At 58.6% G+C, this 18129-nt stretch carries 19 protein-coding genes and 1 pseudogene; 8 read left to right on the forward strand and 12 right to left on the reverse strand.

Annotation, left to right across the window (positions count from 1 at the left end; translation table 11 throughout):
* Positions 1 to 112: 112 nt before the first annotated feature.
* The 3 genes and pseudogenes from NKI58_RS26075 to NKI58_RS26085 form a co-directional block, all read left to right on the forward strand.
* Positions 113 to 696, forward strand: a pseudogene (locus NKI58_RS26075) (gamma-glutamyltransferase); the annotation flags it as partial.
* 22 nt (positions 697 to 718) lie between these two features.
* Positions 719 to 1243, forward strand: a complete 525-nt coding sequence (locus NKI58_RS26080; protein WP_352595790.1) for a gamma-glutamyltransferase — start codon at positions 719 to 721, stop codon at positions 1241 to 1243.
* Positions 1244 to 1575: 332 nt separating this feature from the next.
* Entirely contained in the window at positions 1576 to 2334 is a 759-nt protein-coding gene (locus NKI58_RS26085; protein WP_352595793.1) for an SDR family NAD(P)-dependent oxidoreductase, read from the forward strand.
* A 348-nt stretch (positions 2335 to 2682) separates the two neighbouring features.
* On the opposite strand, the gene tnpB is transcribed toward NKI58_RS26085, so the two are convergent.
* Both tnpB and NKI58_RS26095 read right to left on the reverse strand, forming a co-directional pair.
* On the reverse strand, positions 2683 to 2847 hold the full coding sequence (tnpB, locus tag NKI58_RS26090) for an IS66 family insertion sequence element accessory protein TnpB (protein ID WP_352595807.1): 165 nt from the start codon (positions 2845 to 2847) through the stop codon (positions 2683 to 2685).
* Between the two features lie 182 nt (positions 2848 to 3029).
* Positions 3030 to 3407 carry a hypothetical protein gene (locus NKI58_RS26095; protein WP_352853905.1) on the reverse strand — a complete coding sequence of 126 codons (378 nt, stop codon included), beginning with the start codon at positions 3405 to 3407 and terminating at the stop codon, positions 3030 to 3032.
* Positions 3408 to 3665: 258 nt separating this feature from the next.
* Between NKI58_RS26095 and NKI58_RS26100 the strand changes: the two genes are divergently transcribed.
* Entirely contained in the window at positions 3666 to 3977 is a 312-nt protein-coding gene (locus NKI58_RS26100) for a DUF736 domain-containing protein (RefSeq protein ID WP_352596420.1), read from the forward strand.
* A gap of 87 nt (positions 3978 to 4064) precedes the next feature.
* Here the strand turns inward: NKI58_RS26100 and NKI58_RS26105 are convergent, their stop codons facing one another.
* From NKI58_RS26105 to NKI58_RS26145, 9 genes are all read right to left on the reverse strand, one after another.
* Positions 4065 to 4595 (reverse strand): Ros/MucR family transcriptional regulator, encoded by a 531-nt coding sequence (locus tag NKI58_RS26105; RefSeq protein ID WP_352625104.1) that lies wholly within the window; start codon positions 4593 to 4595, stop codon positions 4065 to 4067.
* A gap of 434 nt (positions 4596 to 5029) precedes the next feature.
* Positions 5030 to 5569 carry an ATP-dependent DNA ligase gene (locus tag NKI58_RS26110; protein WP_352595914.1) on the reverse strand — a complete coding sequence of 180 codons (540 nt, stop codon included), beginning with the start codon at positions 5567 to 5569 and terminating at the stop codon, positions 5030 to 5032.
* Positions 5570 to 5747: 178 nt separating this feature from the next.
* Positions 5748 to 6086 carry a slr1659 superfamily regulator gene (locus NKI58_RS26115; protein WP_352595916.1) on the reverse strand — a complete coding sequence of 113 codons (339 nt, stop codon included), beginning with the start codon at positions 6084 to 6086 and terminating at the stop codon, positions 5748 to 5750.
* Between the two features lie 18 nt (positions 6087 to 6104).
* Positions 6105 to 6665, reverse strand: coding sequence for a slr1658 superfamily regulator (locus tag NKI58_RS26120; RefSeq protein WP_352595918.1), 561 nt, complete (start codon positions 6663 to 6665; stop codon positions 6105 to 6107).
* A gap of 2 nt (positions 6666 to 6667) precedes the next feature.
* Positions 6668 to 9034, reverse strand: a complete 2367-nt coding sequence (locus tag NKI58_RS26125) for a SpoIIE family protein phosphatase (RefSeq protein ID WP_352625105.1) — start codon at positions 9032 to 9034, stop codon at positions 6668 to 6670.
* Positions 9031 to 10209, reverse strand: a complete 1179-nt coding sequence (locus NKI58_RS26130; protein WP_352625100.1) for a methyltransferase domain-containing protein — start codon at positions 10207 to 10209, stop codon at positions 9031 to 9033. Before NKI58_RS26130 ends, NKI58_RS26125 begins: the two co-directional genes overlap by 4 nt.
* The gene (locus NKI58_RS26135) at positions 10206 to 10730 is read right to left on the reverse strand and encodes a ubiquinone biosynthesis methyltransferase UbiE (protein ID WP_352592387.1); all 525 of its coding nucleotides are present in this window, start codon (positions 10728 to 10730) and stop codon (positions 10206 to 10208) included. The genes NKI58_RS26130 and NKI58_RS26135 overlap by 4 nt, the downstream gene beginning before the upstream one ends.
* Positions 10731 to 10903: 173 nt before the next feature.
* Positions 10904 to 12685 (reverse strand): putative bifunctional diguanylate cyclase/phosphodiesterase, encoded by a 1782-nt coding sequence (locus NKI58_RS26140; RefSeq protein WP_352625106.1) that lies wholly within the window; start codon positions 12683 to 12685, stop codon positions 10904 to 10906.
* A gap of 271 nt (positions 12686 to 12956) precedes the next feature.
* Positions 12957 to 14099: a helix-turn-helix domain-containing protein gene (locus NKI58_RS26145; RefSeq protein WP_502898123.1), complete on the reverse strand. Its 1143-nt coding sequence runs from the start codon at positions 14097 to 14099 to the stop codon at positions 12957 to 12959.
* Positions 14100 to 14331: 232 nt separating this feature from the next.
* On the opposite strand from NKI58_RS26145, the gene NKI58_RS26150 reads away from it, so the two are divergent.
* From NKI58_RS26150 to NKI58_RS26165, 4 genes are all read left to right on the forward strand, one after another.
* Positions 14332 to 14577, forward strand: coding sequence for a hypothetical protein (locus NKI58_RS26150; protein WP_352595928.1), 246 nt, complete (start codon positions 14332 to 14334; stop codon positions 14575 to 14577).
* A gap of 115 nt (positions 14578 to 14692) precedes the next feature.
* Positions 14693 to 14923 (forward strand): hypothetical protein, encoded by a 231-nt coding sequence (locus tag NKI58_RS26155; RefSeq protein WP_352625102.1) that lies wholly within the window; start codon positions 14693 to 14695, stop codon positions 14921 to 14923.
* A gap of 856 nt (positions 14924 to 15779) precedes the next feature.
* On the forward strand, positions 15780 to 15896 hold the full coding sequence (locus NKI58_RS26160; RefSeq protein ID WP_352853909.1) for an AlpA family phage regulatory protein: 117 nt from the start codon (positions 15780 to 15782) through the stop codon (positions 15894 to 15896).
* Positions 15897 to 16196: 300 nt separating this feature from the next.
* A complete protein-coding gene (locus NKI58_RS26165; RefSeq protein ID WP_352596215.1) occupies positions 16197 to 16574 on the forward strand; it encodes a LysR substrate-binding domain-containing protein in 378 nt (125 codons plus the stop codon).
* Here NKI58_RS26165 and NKI58_RS26170 read toward each other — a convergent pair.
* The gene (locus NKI58_RS26170) at positions 16526 to 17233 is read right to left on the reverse strand and encodes a helix-turn-helix transcriptional regulator (protein ID WP_352596212.1); all 708 of its coding nucleotides are present in this window, start codon (positions 17231 to 17233) and stop codon (positions 16526 to 16528) included. The two genes, NKI58_RS26165 and NKI58_RS26170, sit on opposite strands and share 49 nt — an antisense overlap.
* Between the last annotated feature and the right edge of the window lie 896 nt (positions 17234 to 18129).

The following is an 18129-nucleotide window of genomic DNA, read 5'->3' on the forward strand; positions in this document are numbered from 1 at the left end:
CACAGCCCGTGGCGCAGGAGGAAGGTGGGCAAGGCGAAGTCTTTGCCGCCTTCCTGAAGCTGTTCCCGGTGCGGTTGACGCCTGGACCCAGCTCAATGCCGATCATGGAAAACTGGCGCTGGGCAAGCTTTTTGCTCCTGCGATCGAGTTCGCCGAAAGCGGCTACGCCATCTCCCCACGCGTGCATTTCGACTGGGAACAGGAGGCGGCGCTACTTTCCGTCGATCCTGCCGCAAAAAGCATCTTCTCCCTGGGGGGCGGGCGCCGAGGATCGGCGAGGTGCACCGGCAACCCGCACTCGCCGCAACATTCCGCAAGATCGCGACGGATGGACGCAACGCCTTCTACATGGGGGAGGTCGCCGAGGACATGGTTTCGCGCCTGCGAAGCCTCGGCGGTTTGCACACACTGGATGATTTCATGGGTGCCAGGGGCGAATATGTGACGCCGATAAAGACAGGTTTCCGCGGCCACGACGTCTACGAATGTCCGCCAAATGGCCAGGGCGTCATAGCGCTCATGATCCTCGATATCCTGTCGCGCTTCGAGGCCAAGGGTGACCCTCAATCCGCCGACCGGCTGCACATCGAGATCGAGGCGACGCGACTTGCTTATGCGGCGCGCGATGCTTTGCTCGCCGACCCGGCGAAGGTGGCGGTGCCGGTTGAGCAACTGCTTTCCAGTGCGACGGCGGATCGTCTGGCGGGGATGATCGATCTTGGGAGCGCGCGCGGATCTTCCTTCATTCGATATGCCGGTGCATCGCGACACGGCCTATATTTTCCGTCGTCGACAAGGATCGCAACGCCGTCAGTTTCATCAACTCGATCTATTATGGTTTGGCTCAGGCATCGTCGCGTCGCGCTCGGGCGTGATACTCAACAATCGCGGTATAAGTTTTTCCCTGGATCCCAACCACCCCAACGTCATCGAACCAGGCAAGCGCCCGCTACACACCATCATTCCGGGCATGCTGGTGAAGGATGGGCGCGCAGTTATGCCTTTCGGCGTGATGGGTGGCGCGTATCAGGCCATGGGTCACCCGCACTTCCTGTCAAAAGTTCTTGATTTTGGCCTCGACCTTCAGCAAGCCATTGAGCTGCCCCGGGTCTTTCCAATTCCTGGCACGATGGAAGTGGAGGTCGAGAACAGGCTTCCAGTCGCGGTTCAGGAAGAACTTGCCGGTCGCGGGTTCCGCATCGTCCCGGCGGCAGAGCCGATCGGGGGCGCCAAGCGATCATGATCGACTGGATGAATGACGCTGCAGGGCGGTTCAGACCCACGCAAGGACGGCTGCGCAATCGGTATTTAGAACGCCACACAGGCGTTGGACGAGGAACAAAGGTCGGGGCCACTGCCCGGCCATCTCGCATACTTGGGCCTGTGGTCTCATCCTAGTCGGATGAAGTCTGAGGAGGAGCTTCTGGCAGCAGAGCGGACACCCCTGAGCGGCCGGCTTCGGCATTTCGAGAACGCAAAAGCGGCGCGGAATGTTGCAGACCAAATCTTCGCAGCACGGTCGCCAAAGTGCGTGGTAAGACCGCGACGGCGCAACCAGCGGAGTCTGATTTGACCATGCCTTCTTCTACCACCAAGCGTGCGCTGATCACCGGGGCGGGTGCTGCCGACGGCATCGGCTTTGCCATCGCGCGGCAGCTCGGCCTTGCCGGTCATGCCGTTTTCCTGAACGGTGCCAGCGCGCGTGTACTCGATCGCGCCGCCGAGCTTTGCGCCGAAGGCATCAATGCCAAAGCCGCGGTCGCCGATCTCACCATCGCAGCCGAAGTCGCGCGGCTGCGGGCTGATGTTGGCGCCGTCGACATCCTGGTCAACAATGCCGGCATGGGCTCGCTGGCATCGCCCTCGGCCGATAAGGCGTTTCTCGCCATGACCGAGGCCGACTGGGAGCAGGGGATCGACGTCAGCCTGAAGACCGCATTCCTGGTCACCCGCGCGTTTTTGCCGGCGATGGTAGAGGCAGGCTATGGGCGCATCGTCAATGTGGCGTCGGTTACCGGGCCGCTGGTGTCTTTCGAAGGCACATCAGCCTATTCCGCCGCCAAGGCCGGCATGGTCGGCCTGACGCGAACGCTGGCGCTCGAAGTGGCAAAAAGCGGCATCACGGCCAATGCCGTGGCCCCCGGCTGGATCGAAACGGGCTCGTCGAGCGCAATGGAGCGGCAAGCTGCCCTGCACACGCCACCGGCGCGGGCCGGGCGACCGGACGAGGTTGCGGCAGCGGTGGTGTTCCTGACATCGGAAGGCGCGAGCTACGTCAACGGCGCCCTGCTGGTGGTCGACGGCGGCAACAGCCTTCAGGAGCGCAAGGGCTGACTCTGAAACGACCGGTCGTTCACGATCGGGTCGCGGGTGATCGAAAGCATTGGAAATAGCATCGCCAACGCATTCGCCGAGGCCGGAGCGACGGTCCATGCAAATGGGTGCCAAAGCAGCCGCAGTGGAGATCGCTCGCGCAAACGGCACGTCCCTCTCGTAACTCGGTACTCGCCGGCGGGACACGAAGGCGGTCGATGACTATGCCAATCAGTTTATGTCCGTTGCAGCGCTCGTAAATTGCGCCGGAGGTAACCTGCGCGGACGAATTCACGGTCCTAGGTTTTGAAACAGTGGTCGATATCAACCTCGCGGGTTCTGCTCGTTTTTCTCGGATTTCTCGCACGTTCAGCCCGCCAGCATCGGTCGCCAGAAGCGTTCCGGCGCGCGCCAGTCGATGCCCTCGATGAGCATGGCAAGCCGCGCTGGCGTCAGCATCATCGTACCGCCTGGCTGGGCCAGACGCGGCCACACGAACCGTCCGTGGTCGATGCGCTTGGTGAACAGGCACAGCCCCGTTCAGTCCCAAAAAAGGACCTTCAAGAGCGAGGCGTTCTTGTCGCGGAAGACAAACAGATGGCTCGAGAAGGGTCCTTCTTGAGTTGCTCCTGGATCAGCGTGGCGAGGCCATCAAGCCCCTCGGATGTCGGTATGGCCGGGCGCCAGATGCACTTTCACTCCAGCCGGAACGACGGTCATGGCGCCTTCTCCTTTCCGGCGAGCTGCCGCTTCACTGCAGCCGCAATCGCGCCCGCCGGCGCAAACACGCGCCGCCCATCATCCAGTTCGATCGCCACCATGCCGTCCGGCGGTCGTACGAGATCGCGCAAGGGCGCGGGCGCCGGCGGCTCGTTTTCTCCTCTATCGGCTAGCTCGACCACCGCCAGTTGCGGCGCCTTGCGGGCGTTCAGGCCGAACTCTTCCCGCCAGCGGGGCCATGCTGGTGGCAATGCCATGGCGGTGGCAAACCGCCGCCACGCTGACGCCGGACTTCTCGTCTCGTCATTGCTGAAGAGGATGCCAAGCAACGCATTGCAGAACTCAAGGCACAGCTCTCTCACATCGAGGCGCAACTCTCGAATCTCGATGAGCCACCATCGACCGTGGCTCTCCATCCAGCGACGCTGCAGCGCTATACCGAAACCGTCGATGCTCTTTCAAAGGGCTTTTTTCCGCCGCCTTCGGCTTTGCATCGCGAAACAAAAAGGCCGTCGCCGGCCGCCTTCCCACTGCGTTTCAGCCCTAGGGGTGCGGCCCGATCGTCCCCGGTCTCACGACCACCATCGAGGCCGCGATACGCGCGGCCCGAGAAAAACAGAAGGAACCACCAAATGGCTACGATCGGCACTTTCTCCCGCACCGCGAACGGCTTCTCCGGCTCGGTCAAGACCCTCAACCTCAACGTCAAGACCGTGACGTTCTCTCCGGCCGATGGCGACAATGAAAAGGGTCCGACCTTGCGCATCTTCGCCGGCGCCACCGAGTTCGGGGCGGCATGGAAGAAGACCTCGCGGGAGGGACGCGACTACCACTCCGTCAAGCTCGACGATCCGAGCTTCCCGGCTCCGATCTATGCAAGCCTGGTCGAGACCGACACCGAGGGCGAGTTCTCGCTCATCTGGTCCCGCCGTGCTGCCGAGTGATCCGACCTAACGCGAAGCCCCGCCGCAAGCGGGGCTTCACCACGTTCAGGTTTGCCGCTGCCTGGCAGCTCTGTCGGGTGCAGCACGCTACGCTTTGACGGGTGCCTTGCGCGCCTTCTTCACAGGCTGCTTGATTGCCGTTGCGGCTGTCGTCGCTGCCGCGCGAGCAGCTCGTTTTGGTTTTTCTGCCGCAGCTGTTGCTGGCGCTGCCGCCTTGCGCCCCAGGCCTATTGATTTCGCCAGGGCCGAGCGGGTGGCTGCGTAGTTCGGCGCCACCATCGGATAGTCGGAGGGCAGGTTCCATTTCTGCCGGTATTCGTCCGGACTCAGATTGTAATGCGTTCCGATATGACGCTTCAAGGATTTGAACTTTTTCCCGTCTTCCAGGCATATGACGAAATCAGGTGACACTGACTTCTTGATCGACACCGCCGGCTCCAGTTTGGCTGCGATCGGAGCCACAGGTCTGCCGATCCCTTGCAAAGCGACATAGACATCCCCGATCAGCTTCGACAACTCGCCGACCGGCAGCGGATTGTTCGAAACGTAGGCGGAAACGATGTCGGCGGTGATTGATACGAGATCAGCCTGGTCGCTTGGGTCTGGAGAAACGGTCATCGAATTTCCTCTTGTGTAAAGGGCGCTTTGAAAACGGATAGTCTGTCTATTCGGCAAATGATTGATTATTCTCCAACAAACCTCATTCGTCGCAAATATCAAGCCGGCAAGCTTCGCCTCCCATCGTTCTGCCCGGCAGCGGACAGAGTTGCCGATAAACCGGGAAGCAGCAACACTTCCCTCTCGTCTCCCGCGCGAGGGTGCAGACCTACGCACGTAGGCTCTACGAAGCCCCGCCGCTGCATCGCAGATTGAGCGATGAACATGCGCGCTCGATCCTTATGTGCCAGAAGCGGTCGTCGATGCTCAGAAATCGGCTCCCTCGAAGTATTTGGCCTTCAGCCATGTGTTCGACGGTCCGCTTCTGTAGCCGCTGTCGGCGCGCTTTGAGATGATGCTCTCGAGCCCCACCTTCTCGATGGCCCGAAAGATCGCTAGTCTAGCGCACTGCTCTCGAAATGCTCGCTGTACTGGATCTTGCCGAGGCCGTGCTCAACCAGTTGCCACAGCGCCTGCTTGCGCTGCAGCAGGGGCAAGGAGGCTAGATTGCGACCGTCGAGATGAAGGATATCGAACGCGACGAACACCAGCCGGCTCGGTTCGTGCCAGATCGCGGCTTCCAGCGCAGGGCAATGGGGAGCGCCCTGCTCGCCTGGAACAATGACCTCGCCGTCGATAATGGCAGCCCGGCATGGCAGCTCGGCAGCCAGCGCGATGGGCCAGTATTTCGTGGTCCAGTCACGGCCGTTCTTGCTGTAAAGACGCACGCCGCCTTTATCGATGATGATCTGCGTTCGGTAGCCGTCAAGATTGACCTCGTGAAGCCATCCCTCATCTTCGGGCGGCTCCTTGACCCGAGTCGGGATCTGCGGCGGAATGAACTCCAGCCGGCCGCCGTTCACCTTGGCACGCTTACTCAATGACGCCACCTTTGATCGCGCAGCGGCGGCTGATCGGCACAGGGAGCCCGACATCCCCCCAACCTGGACGCCTGCCGCCTGTGCCGAGCCCCCGCCGAGCCATTGCGAGCATCTGCGCACCAGGCCGGATTGTCGTTAGCTTCGCATCCACATACTTGTCCTGGCGTACATATCTCGCTCGTTGCGGCGGTCTTGCACCACGCAGTCCTTTGGCTAATTTCGAGCGACCTGGTTAGTCCATCAAAAGCACCAGAGCGGGATGCAGCTTCTTCAGATTCGGCAATGATTTCGATTGCCAGGGTATGTCGGGCGCTCCACGCACGACGAGTCGAACATCGGGATGCTTGCGCACCTCGATGGTAAATTTCGCCAGCAGGTTGATGCCGGAAGAGTTGAGAAAGTGAAGGTCCTTCAGATTGAGCGTAATGGAAGCGGGATTCGAGGCAAGCACACTGGTCGCCAACGCCGTGATAGGCGCACCGGCGTCGGAACTGGCAAGCCGCATTGCACCGTCGAAGAAAATTTCGCTTCCTTCAATCCACACGCGGTAGTCGTCTGTCCTGATTTCCATAGCCTGGCTTCGTTTCCTCTAATTGTGAATTTGAGAGATCGGAATGGAGGCATATGTCTCCAGGCAAATCCGATCGCTTTCGTCGGCGGCGCTGAATATCCAAGCCAGGCGCGCGCCGTAGTCGCTCATCAACGTCAGCAATCCAAGTCCGGAGCCTCCTACGTCGGGGTTCGCGGCATTGGCTTCAATTCGCTGTATCAGCAGGTCCATGGGGTCGCCAACCGTGATGTCCTCCAGGAGACTTTGGAACTCGGACGCATCTTCACCATCGACGTCATTCGACACCTTGAGCTTGAAGCTTTCCGAATCCATCGACGCCTCGATCAAGATCTCACCCGGTGCGCGAAACTTGACGGCATTTTCGATGAGTTCGTTGACCAGATATCCAATGCTGTGCCGCACTTCCATGTAGTCATTGCGGGACGACCGGAAGCGCAATGCGAAAAGATCGGCGATGAAGTCCGAGGTCGTGGCACAATGACGCCAACTCAAGTCGAGAGGTCCGTCGAACAGCCGCACGCGACTGACACTCTCCTTCATCCCGATTGCAACGTCAGGGGTCCCGAACAGCGTTGTCATGGCTATGTGTGCCTTATGATCACGAGGGTGATGTCGTCGTGGATCTTCTGGATCCCGATATGGGCCATGAGATCCTCGATGATCCCGGTTTTGATTTCCTCGGCGCTCCCGCCTTGACGTTTTCGTGCGCTCTGGCAGAGGCGCTCGAACCCGAACAGCCTTCTGTCTTGGTCTTCCGCCTCGGTCACACCGTCGGTGTGCAGCACGATCACGTCGCCACTGCCGAACAGGATGTCGCGCGTGGCAATGAACCTCGAGATGTCATTTTCCAGGCCAACCGGCAGACCGAGATCCATCGTGTCGATACGTTCGACGTCCCCGTCCGCACGCACGACGAGAACGTCCTCATGCTGGCCGGATAGCGTTACCCGCTCATCCTCGAAGTCAAGGAAGGCCAGCGAGAGATGCTTGCCGGTGTTCGTCCGCTCGATGTTCTTGTAGATCGCTCTGTTCAGCCGATCCAGAAACTGGTGCGGATCCCCCTCGTTGGTCTCCTGCAGCGCGCGTGCAACGGATTGCACCATCAGCATCAGCACGCCGCTCTCGAGACCATGACCGGTCACGTCGCCGATGCCGATCTTGACCCGTGACCCGTTCTGCAGGACGTCATAATAGTCGCCGCCGACCTCGTCGGCCGGCCGCATGTAGGCCGCGATCTCCAGCCCCGGAATCGCTTCGAGTTCGAATTGTTTCGGCAGGACCATCATCTGTATCTGCCTGGCGACCGCGAGTTCGGCGCCAAGGCGGACGTTCTCGTCCTGCAGCTTTTCGTTGAGTGCGGAAATCTCCTGATTGGCGTCCCCGAGTTCCCTGGTTCGTTCGTCGACGAGTTGCTCAAGGTTTTCAGTGTGAAAGCTGATCTGCTCGGCCATCCGGTTGAAAGCGATTCCTGCCGCTCCAACCTCGTCGCGCGTCGGAATGTTCACGCGGACTGAATAATCTTTGGACTGGAGCCGCTGGGCGGCGCTGGCAAGCGCCCTGAGGCCCGCGGTGATCCGCTTCGAAATTCCGAGCACGGCCGCAAAAACAATCAGAAGCGAAACGGCGATCGCCGCGATCTGAAACAGCAGGATACGATTGGTTGCGCGAGAAATACTCTCCTGCGCGGCGAACAGGGATGCATAGATCTCCCGTTCGGGAACGACGATCCCGACCGACATCGTTTCGGACTTGATTGGTCCCGAACTCCACAGATTGGTCGGCTTCAATCTTTTGAGGACAACAATATAGGGAACGTGTTCGCCCTTGTTGTCGAGCATGATATGCTGAATGGCACCGTCATTGTTCTGGTCTAGAGGTAGTGACGCGATAGCCGGCTGCGTACTTCCCCGCAGAGACCTTTCCAAGCCGGTGACGCCCTGCGTGCCCGCATCGCTCGATGAAGTCAGGCCGATGATCGCCTGGCCCGACGGATTGATCGCCACCACGTTGCCAGTCGACATCGTGAGGAAGCCGAACCCGGTTTCAGCGATCTGCACCCTTTCGACGACTTTCGCGAGCTGATCGAGAGTGATGTCTGCTCCCGCCGTACCGGCGATACCGGTGCGATCGCGCGTCCATAGCGGGTGGAAAAAGCTGACGATCAGCTTTCCCGTGATTGCATCGGTGTAAGGCGCTGTCTGGGTAATATCGTCAGGGACCGGACGTGAGGCTGGATCCCTGGCCCATTGCTGCCATGAACCATAGATTCCCGGAAAGAAGAACTCCCAGAATTCCGCCTTGTTGTGGCCTGGATAGAGTCGGTCGAAGGTCTGTGCCTGATCCGTATACGGTACCGTCCGGAAGATCGGCCGTTCTTTTGGACCAATATAGTACATCTGCAGTTTGGAGGACCCGCTGGCCATGAGAGTCGGCGCGACGAGATCGATCACGGTACTGTCTTCTATTTCCTGCTGAACGCTCGGCAGCGGACTGTGGTCGGCGCCCAGCAGGTAGCCCCAGACGCTTACCACGGAAGGCGCGCCCGGCAGATTCTGCGCCCAATCGCCCTGCGCGTTGTAGACAACCTTCACGGAGCCGGGCGCCTCATGCGAAAGCGTGGCTCCGACCTGTTGCTGCCTCCTCGGATCGTCGATCTGGGCCTGCAGCACGCCAGCTAGCGCCTTGACGTCCCCGTGAACCCGATCGAGCAGCAGGTCAACGCTCAACGCCGTCGACTCGGCATAGGAACGAATGTATTCCTGGTTTGCGTTCGTCAGGCCCTCACCGACTTCCGATGTGGCGTCGCGCGACAGTTTTTGAACGTTCCAAAGCGCCAGACCACCGCTCAGCAGGAGGTCGAACAGTACGGCGCCGCCAACGACCAATACGAATTTCGCTCGAAAGGAGCGCAGGCCGAAGCGCGGTGTAGGCTCGTTATCGGCTTTCATTGTGGCCGTCGCCCCGATGCGACCCAGATCGGCCAACCCGCATAACCCTTGGGGTGTAGTGCAGCGAAAATGTGATCCTCGAAGCCCTGCCGGAACCGTGCGACGAACTCCGGTCCGTCACCGCGTCTGGTCGCCATCTCCCCGGCATAGACATCCGCCCAGGCTGCAATGACGTCGGCGAAGTCCTGCGGATCGCCGTCCAGGTTAGTGACCATGAAGGTCTCCACAAGGATGTCTTCGAATCCGGCTTCCACCAGGTATCGCCGACTCTTGGGCCCAAGCTCGACGTCCATCTCGAAATGCCCGAACAGCTTCGCCACCTCGTCGTAGGTCCAGCGAATGCTTTCGGCGCGCGGCTCGCCGAGGCAATGCGAATTCTTTTCGTTGGTGATATAGACCCGACCGCCTGGCTTGCATATGCGGTAGAGCTCCTTGAGGATGAGTTCAGGTCGATTGAAGATTTGCAGGGAATGTCGGCAGGTGACCAAGTCGAATTGCGCTTCGTCGAGCAGCATCTCCGACGCATCGCCATACGTATATTCGATGCCCCGGATGTCGAACTCCCGCATCACTCGTCGAGCATAGTTCAGGCTTGATCTGGAGTGGTCGAGGGCGACGATCCGCGATGGCTGGAACTCCTTCTGCGCGAGCACAGCGAAATCGCCGATCCCGCAACAGATGTCGGCCATGACGATCCCGGGCCTCATCCCGTGTCGCGGCAAGATTGCGCGCTCGTGGCGCCATGTCATCTTTGTCTGAGTACGCAGGATCGGTACGAACCCGCCTTCCTCAAGGAAGCCCTGCCCCGGATAGAATTCGGTGTCATACTCCTCGACGGTGATGTTCGGTTCAATTCCGCTCAGGCGACCGAATTTTCGCGAGGTCCATCCGACGACGCTTGACGTGATGACGACGAATTTGAGATCGGGTCGAGCGCGACAAGCGTCGATGATGATCCTCGAAAAGGTGTGAAACGCAGCGTTGTTCATCTGCGTCAGGCGCCTGACATTGACGTAGAGAACGCCGCGCACACGGCCGATCGCATCGCGAAGTAATGCCATGCTAGGCCCAAGCTCATCGATTGCCTGAGGCCGGACCACTCCCGATATGGAGAACTCCTGGTTGTTCGCGTCGTATTGCGCCTTAAAGCGCGGGAGAAGGTCGTAAGGGCTCAATTTTGCAAGCCCTCGAGCGGAAGATCCACGACAAGCTTGATTGCATCGCCGTCGGCTTCCTCGATCCAGAGTGTCGCGTTGTAGTCGACAGCCAGTTCCAGGAGTATGACCTCGCGGCTCGGCGCGAGATCCCCAGACACCGAATTGAGGTATCGCTCTCTGGCCTCTATTCCTGCAAGTTGCGACACGGCTTCTTCGTAGAATTGGCGCTCCTCCGGCACGCAAGGAAATGTCAACTCGATCCTATCCGTCGCGCCATGGCGAGACACCCTGCATGCCAGTTCGCCGTCGGCATGGCGCGTGCGAAAGGCGACTTCCAGCAATTCGTTGAAGGCGGAGGAAAAGAGATTTGAATGCCGGACCGAGTCAGACCTGTTCTGACTGATCATCCGGGCCATGTATGTCGAGACATAATCGCAGTGTCTCCAAGCGGAGACAAAAGCTTTGATTTCCATGTCGATCTGGATCATGGGTTCAAAGGTCGGTCCGCCGCCAGCCAGGTCATGATGAACAGGTCCCATCGGCATCCTCACTTGTTCCATCAGTATTGAACCCCCGCGGGGTGATGGCCTCCGCGACGAAAAATTTCACCGCCCGTGGTCAGTCAGTCTGGCACTGACTAGAAGGATTGCGCGGTATCCGCCTCGATCGTTCTACAAATCTCCACTTCATCGTTAACAAAGGGTTCAAGGCGCTAGAGCGCCCGATTTGATTCCTCCATCGCTCGTACCACCCTCGGCGGGGACCGCTTGATGAAATCGCTGATCGCCTCGGCTCCGAGCGGCCGTCCTAGGTAATTACCTTGCAGGCAATCGCAATGTTCCTTGATCAGCCACCGTGCCTGTGCCGATGTTTCGACTCCCTCCGCAGTGACATTTATCCCTAGGCCGTGCGCCAGATTCATGATGGATCGCACGATCGTTTGGCTTTTGAGGTCGGTCTCCAGGTCCGCAATAAAGTACTGATCGATCTTCAAAGTATCGAAGGGAAAGTTCTTAAGATAGCTTAACGATGAGTAGTATGTTCCAAAATCGTCGAGCGAAATTCGTATTCCCAGGACGTTCAGGGTATTCAACGTATCGATATTGTCGATCGTCTTCTCAAGTAGGACCGTCTCCGTTATCTCAAGTTCAAGTCTGTCGGCCTCGATTCCAACTGCGTCGATGATCTGGGCGACGGTGTCCGTCAGCGAACCGCTAAGGAACTGAGCTGGTGACAGGTTCACTGCGACTGTCAGCGAGGAAGGCCACGTCAACGCCTGGCGACAGGCTTGCTCGAGCACCCATCGTCCAATCTCGTCCATCAGACCGTCGGCTTCGGCGATCGGTATGAACACGTTAGGTGGAATGATTCCGACCTCAGGGTGCCGCCACCGCAGCAGCGCTTCGAAACCGATCACCGACGAGGGAGGCCGAATGAGCGGCTGATACTCCAGATAAAGCTCGCCCCGCTCCAGCGCGGTTCGAAGGCTGCGCCTCAGATTCTCGCGTTGCTCAAGCAAGAGCAGCATCGAACGGTTGAATGTTCGAGCGCAGCCGCGTCCATCTGTCTTGGCCGCGTAAAGGGCAATGTCAGCGGCTTTCATCAACTGTTCGCCATCGGTCCCGTGCTCCGGCCCGAAAGCAATTCCGATACTCGAGCCGACGAAGACGGGAATGCCGTTGATGACGAACGGGTTCTTGAACGCGTCGACCAGCGATCCGGCGAGGCGCTCAGCTTCTGCTGGCTGCTCCTTTCCCAATTGGATGACAGCGAACTCATCGCCGGCATACCGGTACGCGGATTCGCCGTCCTGCAGCGCGCCGCGGATACGACCCGCCGCGAGCTGAAGAAGCGTATCGCCTGCTCCATGACCGAGCGTGTCGTTGACCGCTTTGAAATCGTCAAGGTCGATCTGCAGCAGGGCGGCTTTCGGCTTTGGTTCGCCGAGGGCCGCCAGTGCTTGCTGCAGCCGCTCGCCGAATCGCCGCCGATTCTGCAGTCCGGTCAACACATCGTGCGTCGCCTGATGGAGCAGAATTACATGCTCTTGCTCCTCCGCTACGCTCCGCCCACCGCGCTCCCTTGATTCGATGATTCCCACACCATTTGCAGTGGAGAAAACGAAAGCGGAGCGCGGCGCTTCGCCCGATGATCGCGGCAAATCGATGCTTGCCGGCGGGCCGCCGTGGAACACACGAAGAAATTCGTCGCGATATCTCGCATCGAGGAAGCTCGGGTAGATCTCCCAAACGGAGGCACCCGGCGCCACCGCGCCTCCGTACACGCCTTTGAGCTTGGTTGCGTAGTGGGTCAGACAGAAGTCGCGGTCATAGAACGACAAAAGTTCGGCCGTGTTCGCCAAAAGGTCAGCGAGAAGCGCTTCGCCGGGACGTAGAACATCGCTTGAGGAAGGCCCCTCACTCCCCTTGCCGACGCCTGATGCCTCTGGGTGCAAGAGCCACCTCCATAGGCGGTGCGAATCCACGTCCCCCATTCCAGAAATAGCATAACTGGCAAGCTTGGCAAATTTTTCAATGCGCAGTCTTAACAAGTGCCGCATGCGGCGTAGTTGCAATGTGTGCTCCGCTGTGATTGGCAGCGACAACGATGAACAATCGCAGTTGGTTATTAAATCGGGAATTGTTGCGAATTGGCTATATGATTGATGGCGTGGTGGACGCGACACGAAATATTCTGGTCCATGAGGCGGCGTGGTCTTCCCCTGTTTTGAGCCCGCCCCATCTCAACCACCGCCGATCTTGTACTCAGCTTCCGAGCGCTTTGAGCCAACCTTCAAAGGAAGACGCCTTCTCGTGTTCAGCAAGCGAAACAGAGTGGGCGGGGCGCGGTAACACCACAGTACTGCGGCCTTCGCGGGGGCTGTAACCGAATTCCTTGCTGAATGCTCGGCTGAAATTAGCCGCTGAACTAAACCCGAAGGCCTCAGCAATATCGACAATTCGCCGGCTGTCCGCCGGATCGCTAAGCGCAACATGGGCTGCCAGAAGTCGGCGACTTTGTATGTAATGGAGAACACCACCGCTCGGTTCGAACAATTGATAGAGACGAGAGCGCGATACGCCGAGCGCCCGGCACATTGAATCCGGTGCCAGATGAGCCGCATCCAGATTGTTTTGGACGTATCGACGCGCTCGCTCCATCAGCGCGACACTCGCCAATTGTTCGGCGGCCGCGGCATGTTCCGCCGGAGGCGCGAGGCAGGCAATGATCATGCTGCGTGTTGCGTGTACGATGCGGGGCAGATCTTCAGCCGTGAGACTGCGCAGTCTTGCTTCGATGCTGTTGACGTAGTCGACAAAGAGGTTGGCAAAGTTGCCGGACATAATTGAATTGTTCTTTGCGTCGAGGGTTGACGCCGCATCAGAGAACAAATCACGCGGCAGATAGAGAAAGAGGCTTTCCGAGTCCGTTACCCTCCCGCGAAACGGGTAGCCAAGCGATCTGATCTCCAACTTGCCCGGCTGGTTTTCTGCAACGCGGCGATCGACCTCCGTCCACGACCGGCCAGTTCGTGGCAAGACGATATACCAGTGATCGATCGAACTGGATCGGAGCTTCGCGGCGGAACGCAAGTAGCTATGTGCCGGCGCGCGCTGTTGAACAATCAGCATGCCACCGAGATTCCAGGCTGTGTGGTCGGCGGGAAAACCATCGTTCAGCGATTTGTCATCCGGCAACCTGACCTCGACAAGCGGCGCCATTTGCGCTTGCCAAGCGGCGAATTGATCCCCTGGCGCCAGTTCGAGCGTTGAAAAGGGCAGAGGTTCGAGCGCCGGCGCGAGTGATGGAGCGGCCTCATTGCGGGGTTGACCTTCGCGCGACCAACGACGTCGATCACGGTCCCGCGGCTGCCTCGCAGGAGCCTCGTCTTGCCTCTTAGTGTCCATCGCGTGGTGCCATATCCGAATCGGGTATGCCCATGCCCCTCTCAATCATGTGGTGTATTTCAGGCATCTGGCAAGGCTGGCGGAACTCGAGTCGACCGAAACGGCGATCACGCTGGATTACAGTAAGAAATGCATTCCGAGATAAGTTTCTGGATGCGAAGATAACGACACTCTTCAACCTGATGCGTATAGAATCTAGCACCGTGAAATAGTAGTTGAGGATGTCACCGAAATGAGCACAAAGCTAAACAGCGAAGCTCGTCGCAAGATAATTCTTGATGGATACCGTGACAACGGGCCGTTGAAAGTTATTGCGGTAAAGATCGGATGCTCGCTGGCGAGTTTGAAAATCACCGCCAGCAAACTCGGATGTACACGAACTCCTAAAGAAGCGGCGGAATTTCGGCGCGGACTTCACGTCCGGAAGTACGCGCTGAGTTTGGAACTATTAACAGAGAAAGCATTAGGCAGCAGGTAAACTGATTCCAATACACTGTGAGCGATATTATCGCTTAAGCATCCCATCGCGTCTCCGGTTCATCAGCAAAAAGCCCGCCGCAAAGCATGGGGGCGGGCCTGAAAGGTTTGCACAGATGCTGCGTCGGCGTTTCAATCCCACCTGCCTGAGCCCTCACGATCTGGCTATTTGCGAACGCGTGTTCGATCAGGTCTGCTCGGATGAGAATTTCGACCCTTTGGACCCGGACACCGAAATCTTGGCGGTGATGGTTGTGGCCATTTTTCGAAATGCTCACACCAGCGAGCGCGAACTGCTGGAGGCGGTCAGGTCTCGTCGGCAAAAGGCTGCGGCAACCGGACATTAGTATATGTCGCCCAAAAGTGCGCGCGTCGCATGAATCCGTTCAGTCGCGACGCGCTTGTCTTATCACATTATTTGCCGAAGAGGCGAGACGGGGCGAGGGCGCTGGAATTCACCATCCTTACGTCTGCGCGAAGTGGAGAGGCGAGAGGGGCGGTCTGGTCGGAAATCGATCTGGACGGAAGCTATGGTCGCTTCCTGCGGCCCGCAGGAAGTCAGGTAAGGCGCACCGCGTGTCATTATCAGATCGTGCCGTCGAAATACTGCGCGACATGAAGAACAAACACATTTCCGATTTTGTATTTCCGGCCAGCGTCCGCGCTCGCCGCTTAGCGACATGACTCTCGCCAAGCATTGAAAACGGCAGGCGGCGGCGACTTCACAGTTCATGGAATGCGCAGCGCGTTGCGAGATTGGGTGTGTGAGGAAACGGACTATCAGACCGAAGTTGCCGAGGCAGCAACTTGCGCACGCTACTGGCACCGCAGCCGAGCGCCTACCGGCGAGGCGACGCCTAGGATAAGCGGCGCAAGATGATGGCGGATTGGGCAGCATATTGTGCCAGCTCCGCATTATAGCATGCCAAACTGCTCATTTAGCCACTGAATCTTATGTCACCCGTAGCAGCAACCTAGTGCTGACGTGCGGCCCGTTGGTCGCCTGCAGGATGGCCAGACCAGCATCCCGCCGCTCCCATGTGGACGATGACGAAACCTCCCAGCTCTTTCAAATCAGCAGTTGAACCGCGTCCGAATCTGTCGGGCTGCGAGGAGGAACCATGAACGATAACTCGCCTACACTTGTGTCCTTGAATGACGCCGCGAAGATGACGAGCATGAGTCGAACGATGGTCAACAGATATCGCGCCGAAAGGCCGGTTTCCGGTTGCGGTCTCACTCGGCGACCGCCGCGTCGCCTTTGTTCACTCAGAGCTCTCCGACTGGATTGCAGCGAAGATCGCGGCGAGGGCGGCTTAACCCGCTGTCTTCAAAACCACCGCGGATCCAACCGCGGCAACTTCAAAAAGGGAACCACCAACTTGCACATATTGTCAATTAGACCGGAGCCGCCTGGCGCCGGGGGCGTCATCGCGCGCTATGATATTTCGCTAACCGATGCCTGCCGATTGTACGGCATGAAGCTTGTTGAGAAGCCCGACGGCCGACGCATGACGTACGGGCCGCAATCAGGCGGCCTGCACGTCGCGACCTTGGCACCAGCATTCGCAGAAGAAATCACGTGCGCCGCTGGCGTAGCCCTTGGAGGCTTGAACGCCCATGAGGATCTCAGATACCATACGCTCATCACGACGAGTTCCCGATCACTTGGGCGACTTGGCTATCGAATGCCGGCATTGTTGTGGCGTGACGTTCGACTCCGCAACCTTCGCCGTCGAGGCCGCCGTTCGAGGTGAGGGCGTCGTTTCGGGTCGAACCATGCTGGTCGGGGCTGACCTTGCCGCCGGCACACTTGTACGTCCCTTTGAACTCGCCCTCGAGGCCTCGTCAAAATACTTCATCTTCTACCCGCCCCGCGCCATTGCCCAGCGGAAAGTCAAAGCGTTTCGGGATTGGCTGTTTGCTGGGATGGATCCAAACGACGGCCCTTATGGCAAGACTGAGATGCGCCCAAGAAGAGCCACCAGTTCCGCCTGACGTTTGGTTTCGGTCTTGGCGAATAGCGAGGCAAGCTGGGAGCGGATCGTGGTGCGGCTGAGGCGCCAACTGCGGGCGATCTCCAAAGGCGCATCGCCCTGAGCCAAGCGCAACGCGAGGTGCGTTTCCGCGCCCGTCAAGCCAAACATCTTTTGCAGTGTCTGAGGATTTGGCCCCGACCTGTTCTCGCGGTCCAGTAACGCCACAATGCTCGTTTCGTCAGGAGCGATAAACCCGTTCTCGTTCAATATCACCGGCCTGTCGGCGCTGCTGCGGATCACCACCCATGATAGTGAGCCCGGCAGGAAATGGGCCGGAACATTCGCGATCAGCCGCCTCAAGGCCACTGAAAGGCCGCTGGCCGTATCGGCTACTTCGCCCTGGCGCTCCAGAGTGGTTTGAGCGGCTGCGTTCCATTCGACCACTTTCCTCTCGCGGTTCAGCACGAGATAGCCGCAGCCGATGCGATCAAGCATGCCGGTTATGGATTCCAGACTGCGTGCTCTTGGCTCCCCGACCCCTGCGCCCAGTCGATCTGATGCACGATCTGAATAGGCATAATAGGGCCGCTTCGTATGGGCCTCGCGGTCATACTTGATCCTCATCACAATGGATCGGTTGCCCGCTGCAGCTTCAGTGTGTCTATCGATCAGAGTCATTTTCTACCCCTACCCAAAGTTTCACCAGCCTGAAGCAAGTTATTCGGGATTTACAGAAAGTCGTTAAGTGACAATATCGTTTCAGATGGTGTTGTAACAAGTTACTCGGTACCTGATGATTTCACCGTTAAGACCCCAAAGTTTGCACGCAATCGCGACATTTATACTATTCATGGGTCATTAACTGTGGCAATCTTCCCATTTATGTTCCGGGATATGAAAGCCACGCCGAAATTCGGCCGCCTCCTTCGGGGTTCGAGTGCAACCGAATTTACTGGTGCGTTAAACTCGCCAGTGAGCATCCGATCGTGGCTGCAAAATGTTTCAACGGTTCGTTATTAACGTATCCAGCTAGCATTACCTTGCGACGGGCTGCGCTTTTGAGCTTTGCGTTATTTCATGGACATCCTCAACGACGCTTTCACAATGCGCGATTCTATACGCACCAAGTTTAAGATTGTCGTTAGCTTCGCATCCAGAAACTTGTCGCGGGATGCATTTCTTAAGATTTCTTCATACCGCCAAGCTGCCGATAGTATTCCTGCTCACCTATTTTAGCGTTCCGTCGAACGACTGGCCACCGCCCAGCCGAGGATCGCACCTTCGACCGTCTGGAGGTGCCGACAACGCGGACGCCGTGCCGCGGCTCCCGAGTGCCGCCCCCTGGCTATGCACAGGCTTCAGGTATCTGCTGCCATGCTGTTTCTTCGGCCCTTGTCCAGCCGCGGCTTGTCCCTGAGCCATGCGAAACTACCTGGCCGTTCGGACTGCTCACTCTCCGATGCGACGTCCTTCTCGCGTCAAAGCCAGACGGCAAAGATTGACGGCCCTTGGCAAATGGAAGACAGTCCTTAAGCTGCAACTAATATCGTGGCGGCTCCGGGCCAATGCCCGGC

It is taken from the genome of Mesorhizobium sp. M0522 (assembly GCF_040321085.1).
Lineage (GTDB): Bacteria > Pseudomonadota > Alphaproteobacteria > Rhizobiales > Rhizobiaceae > Mesorhizobium.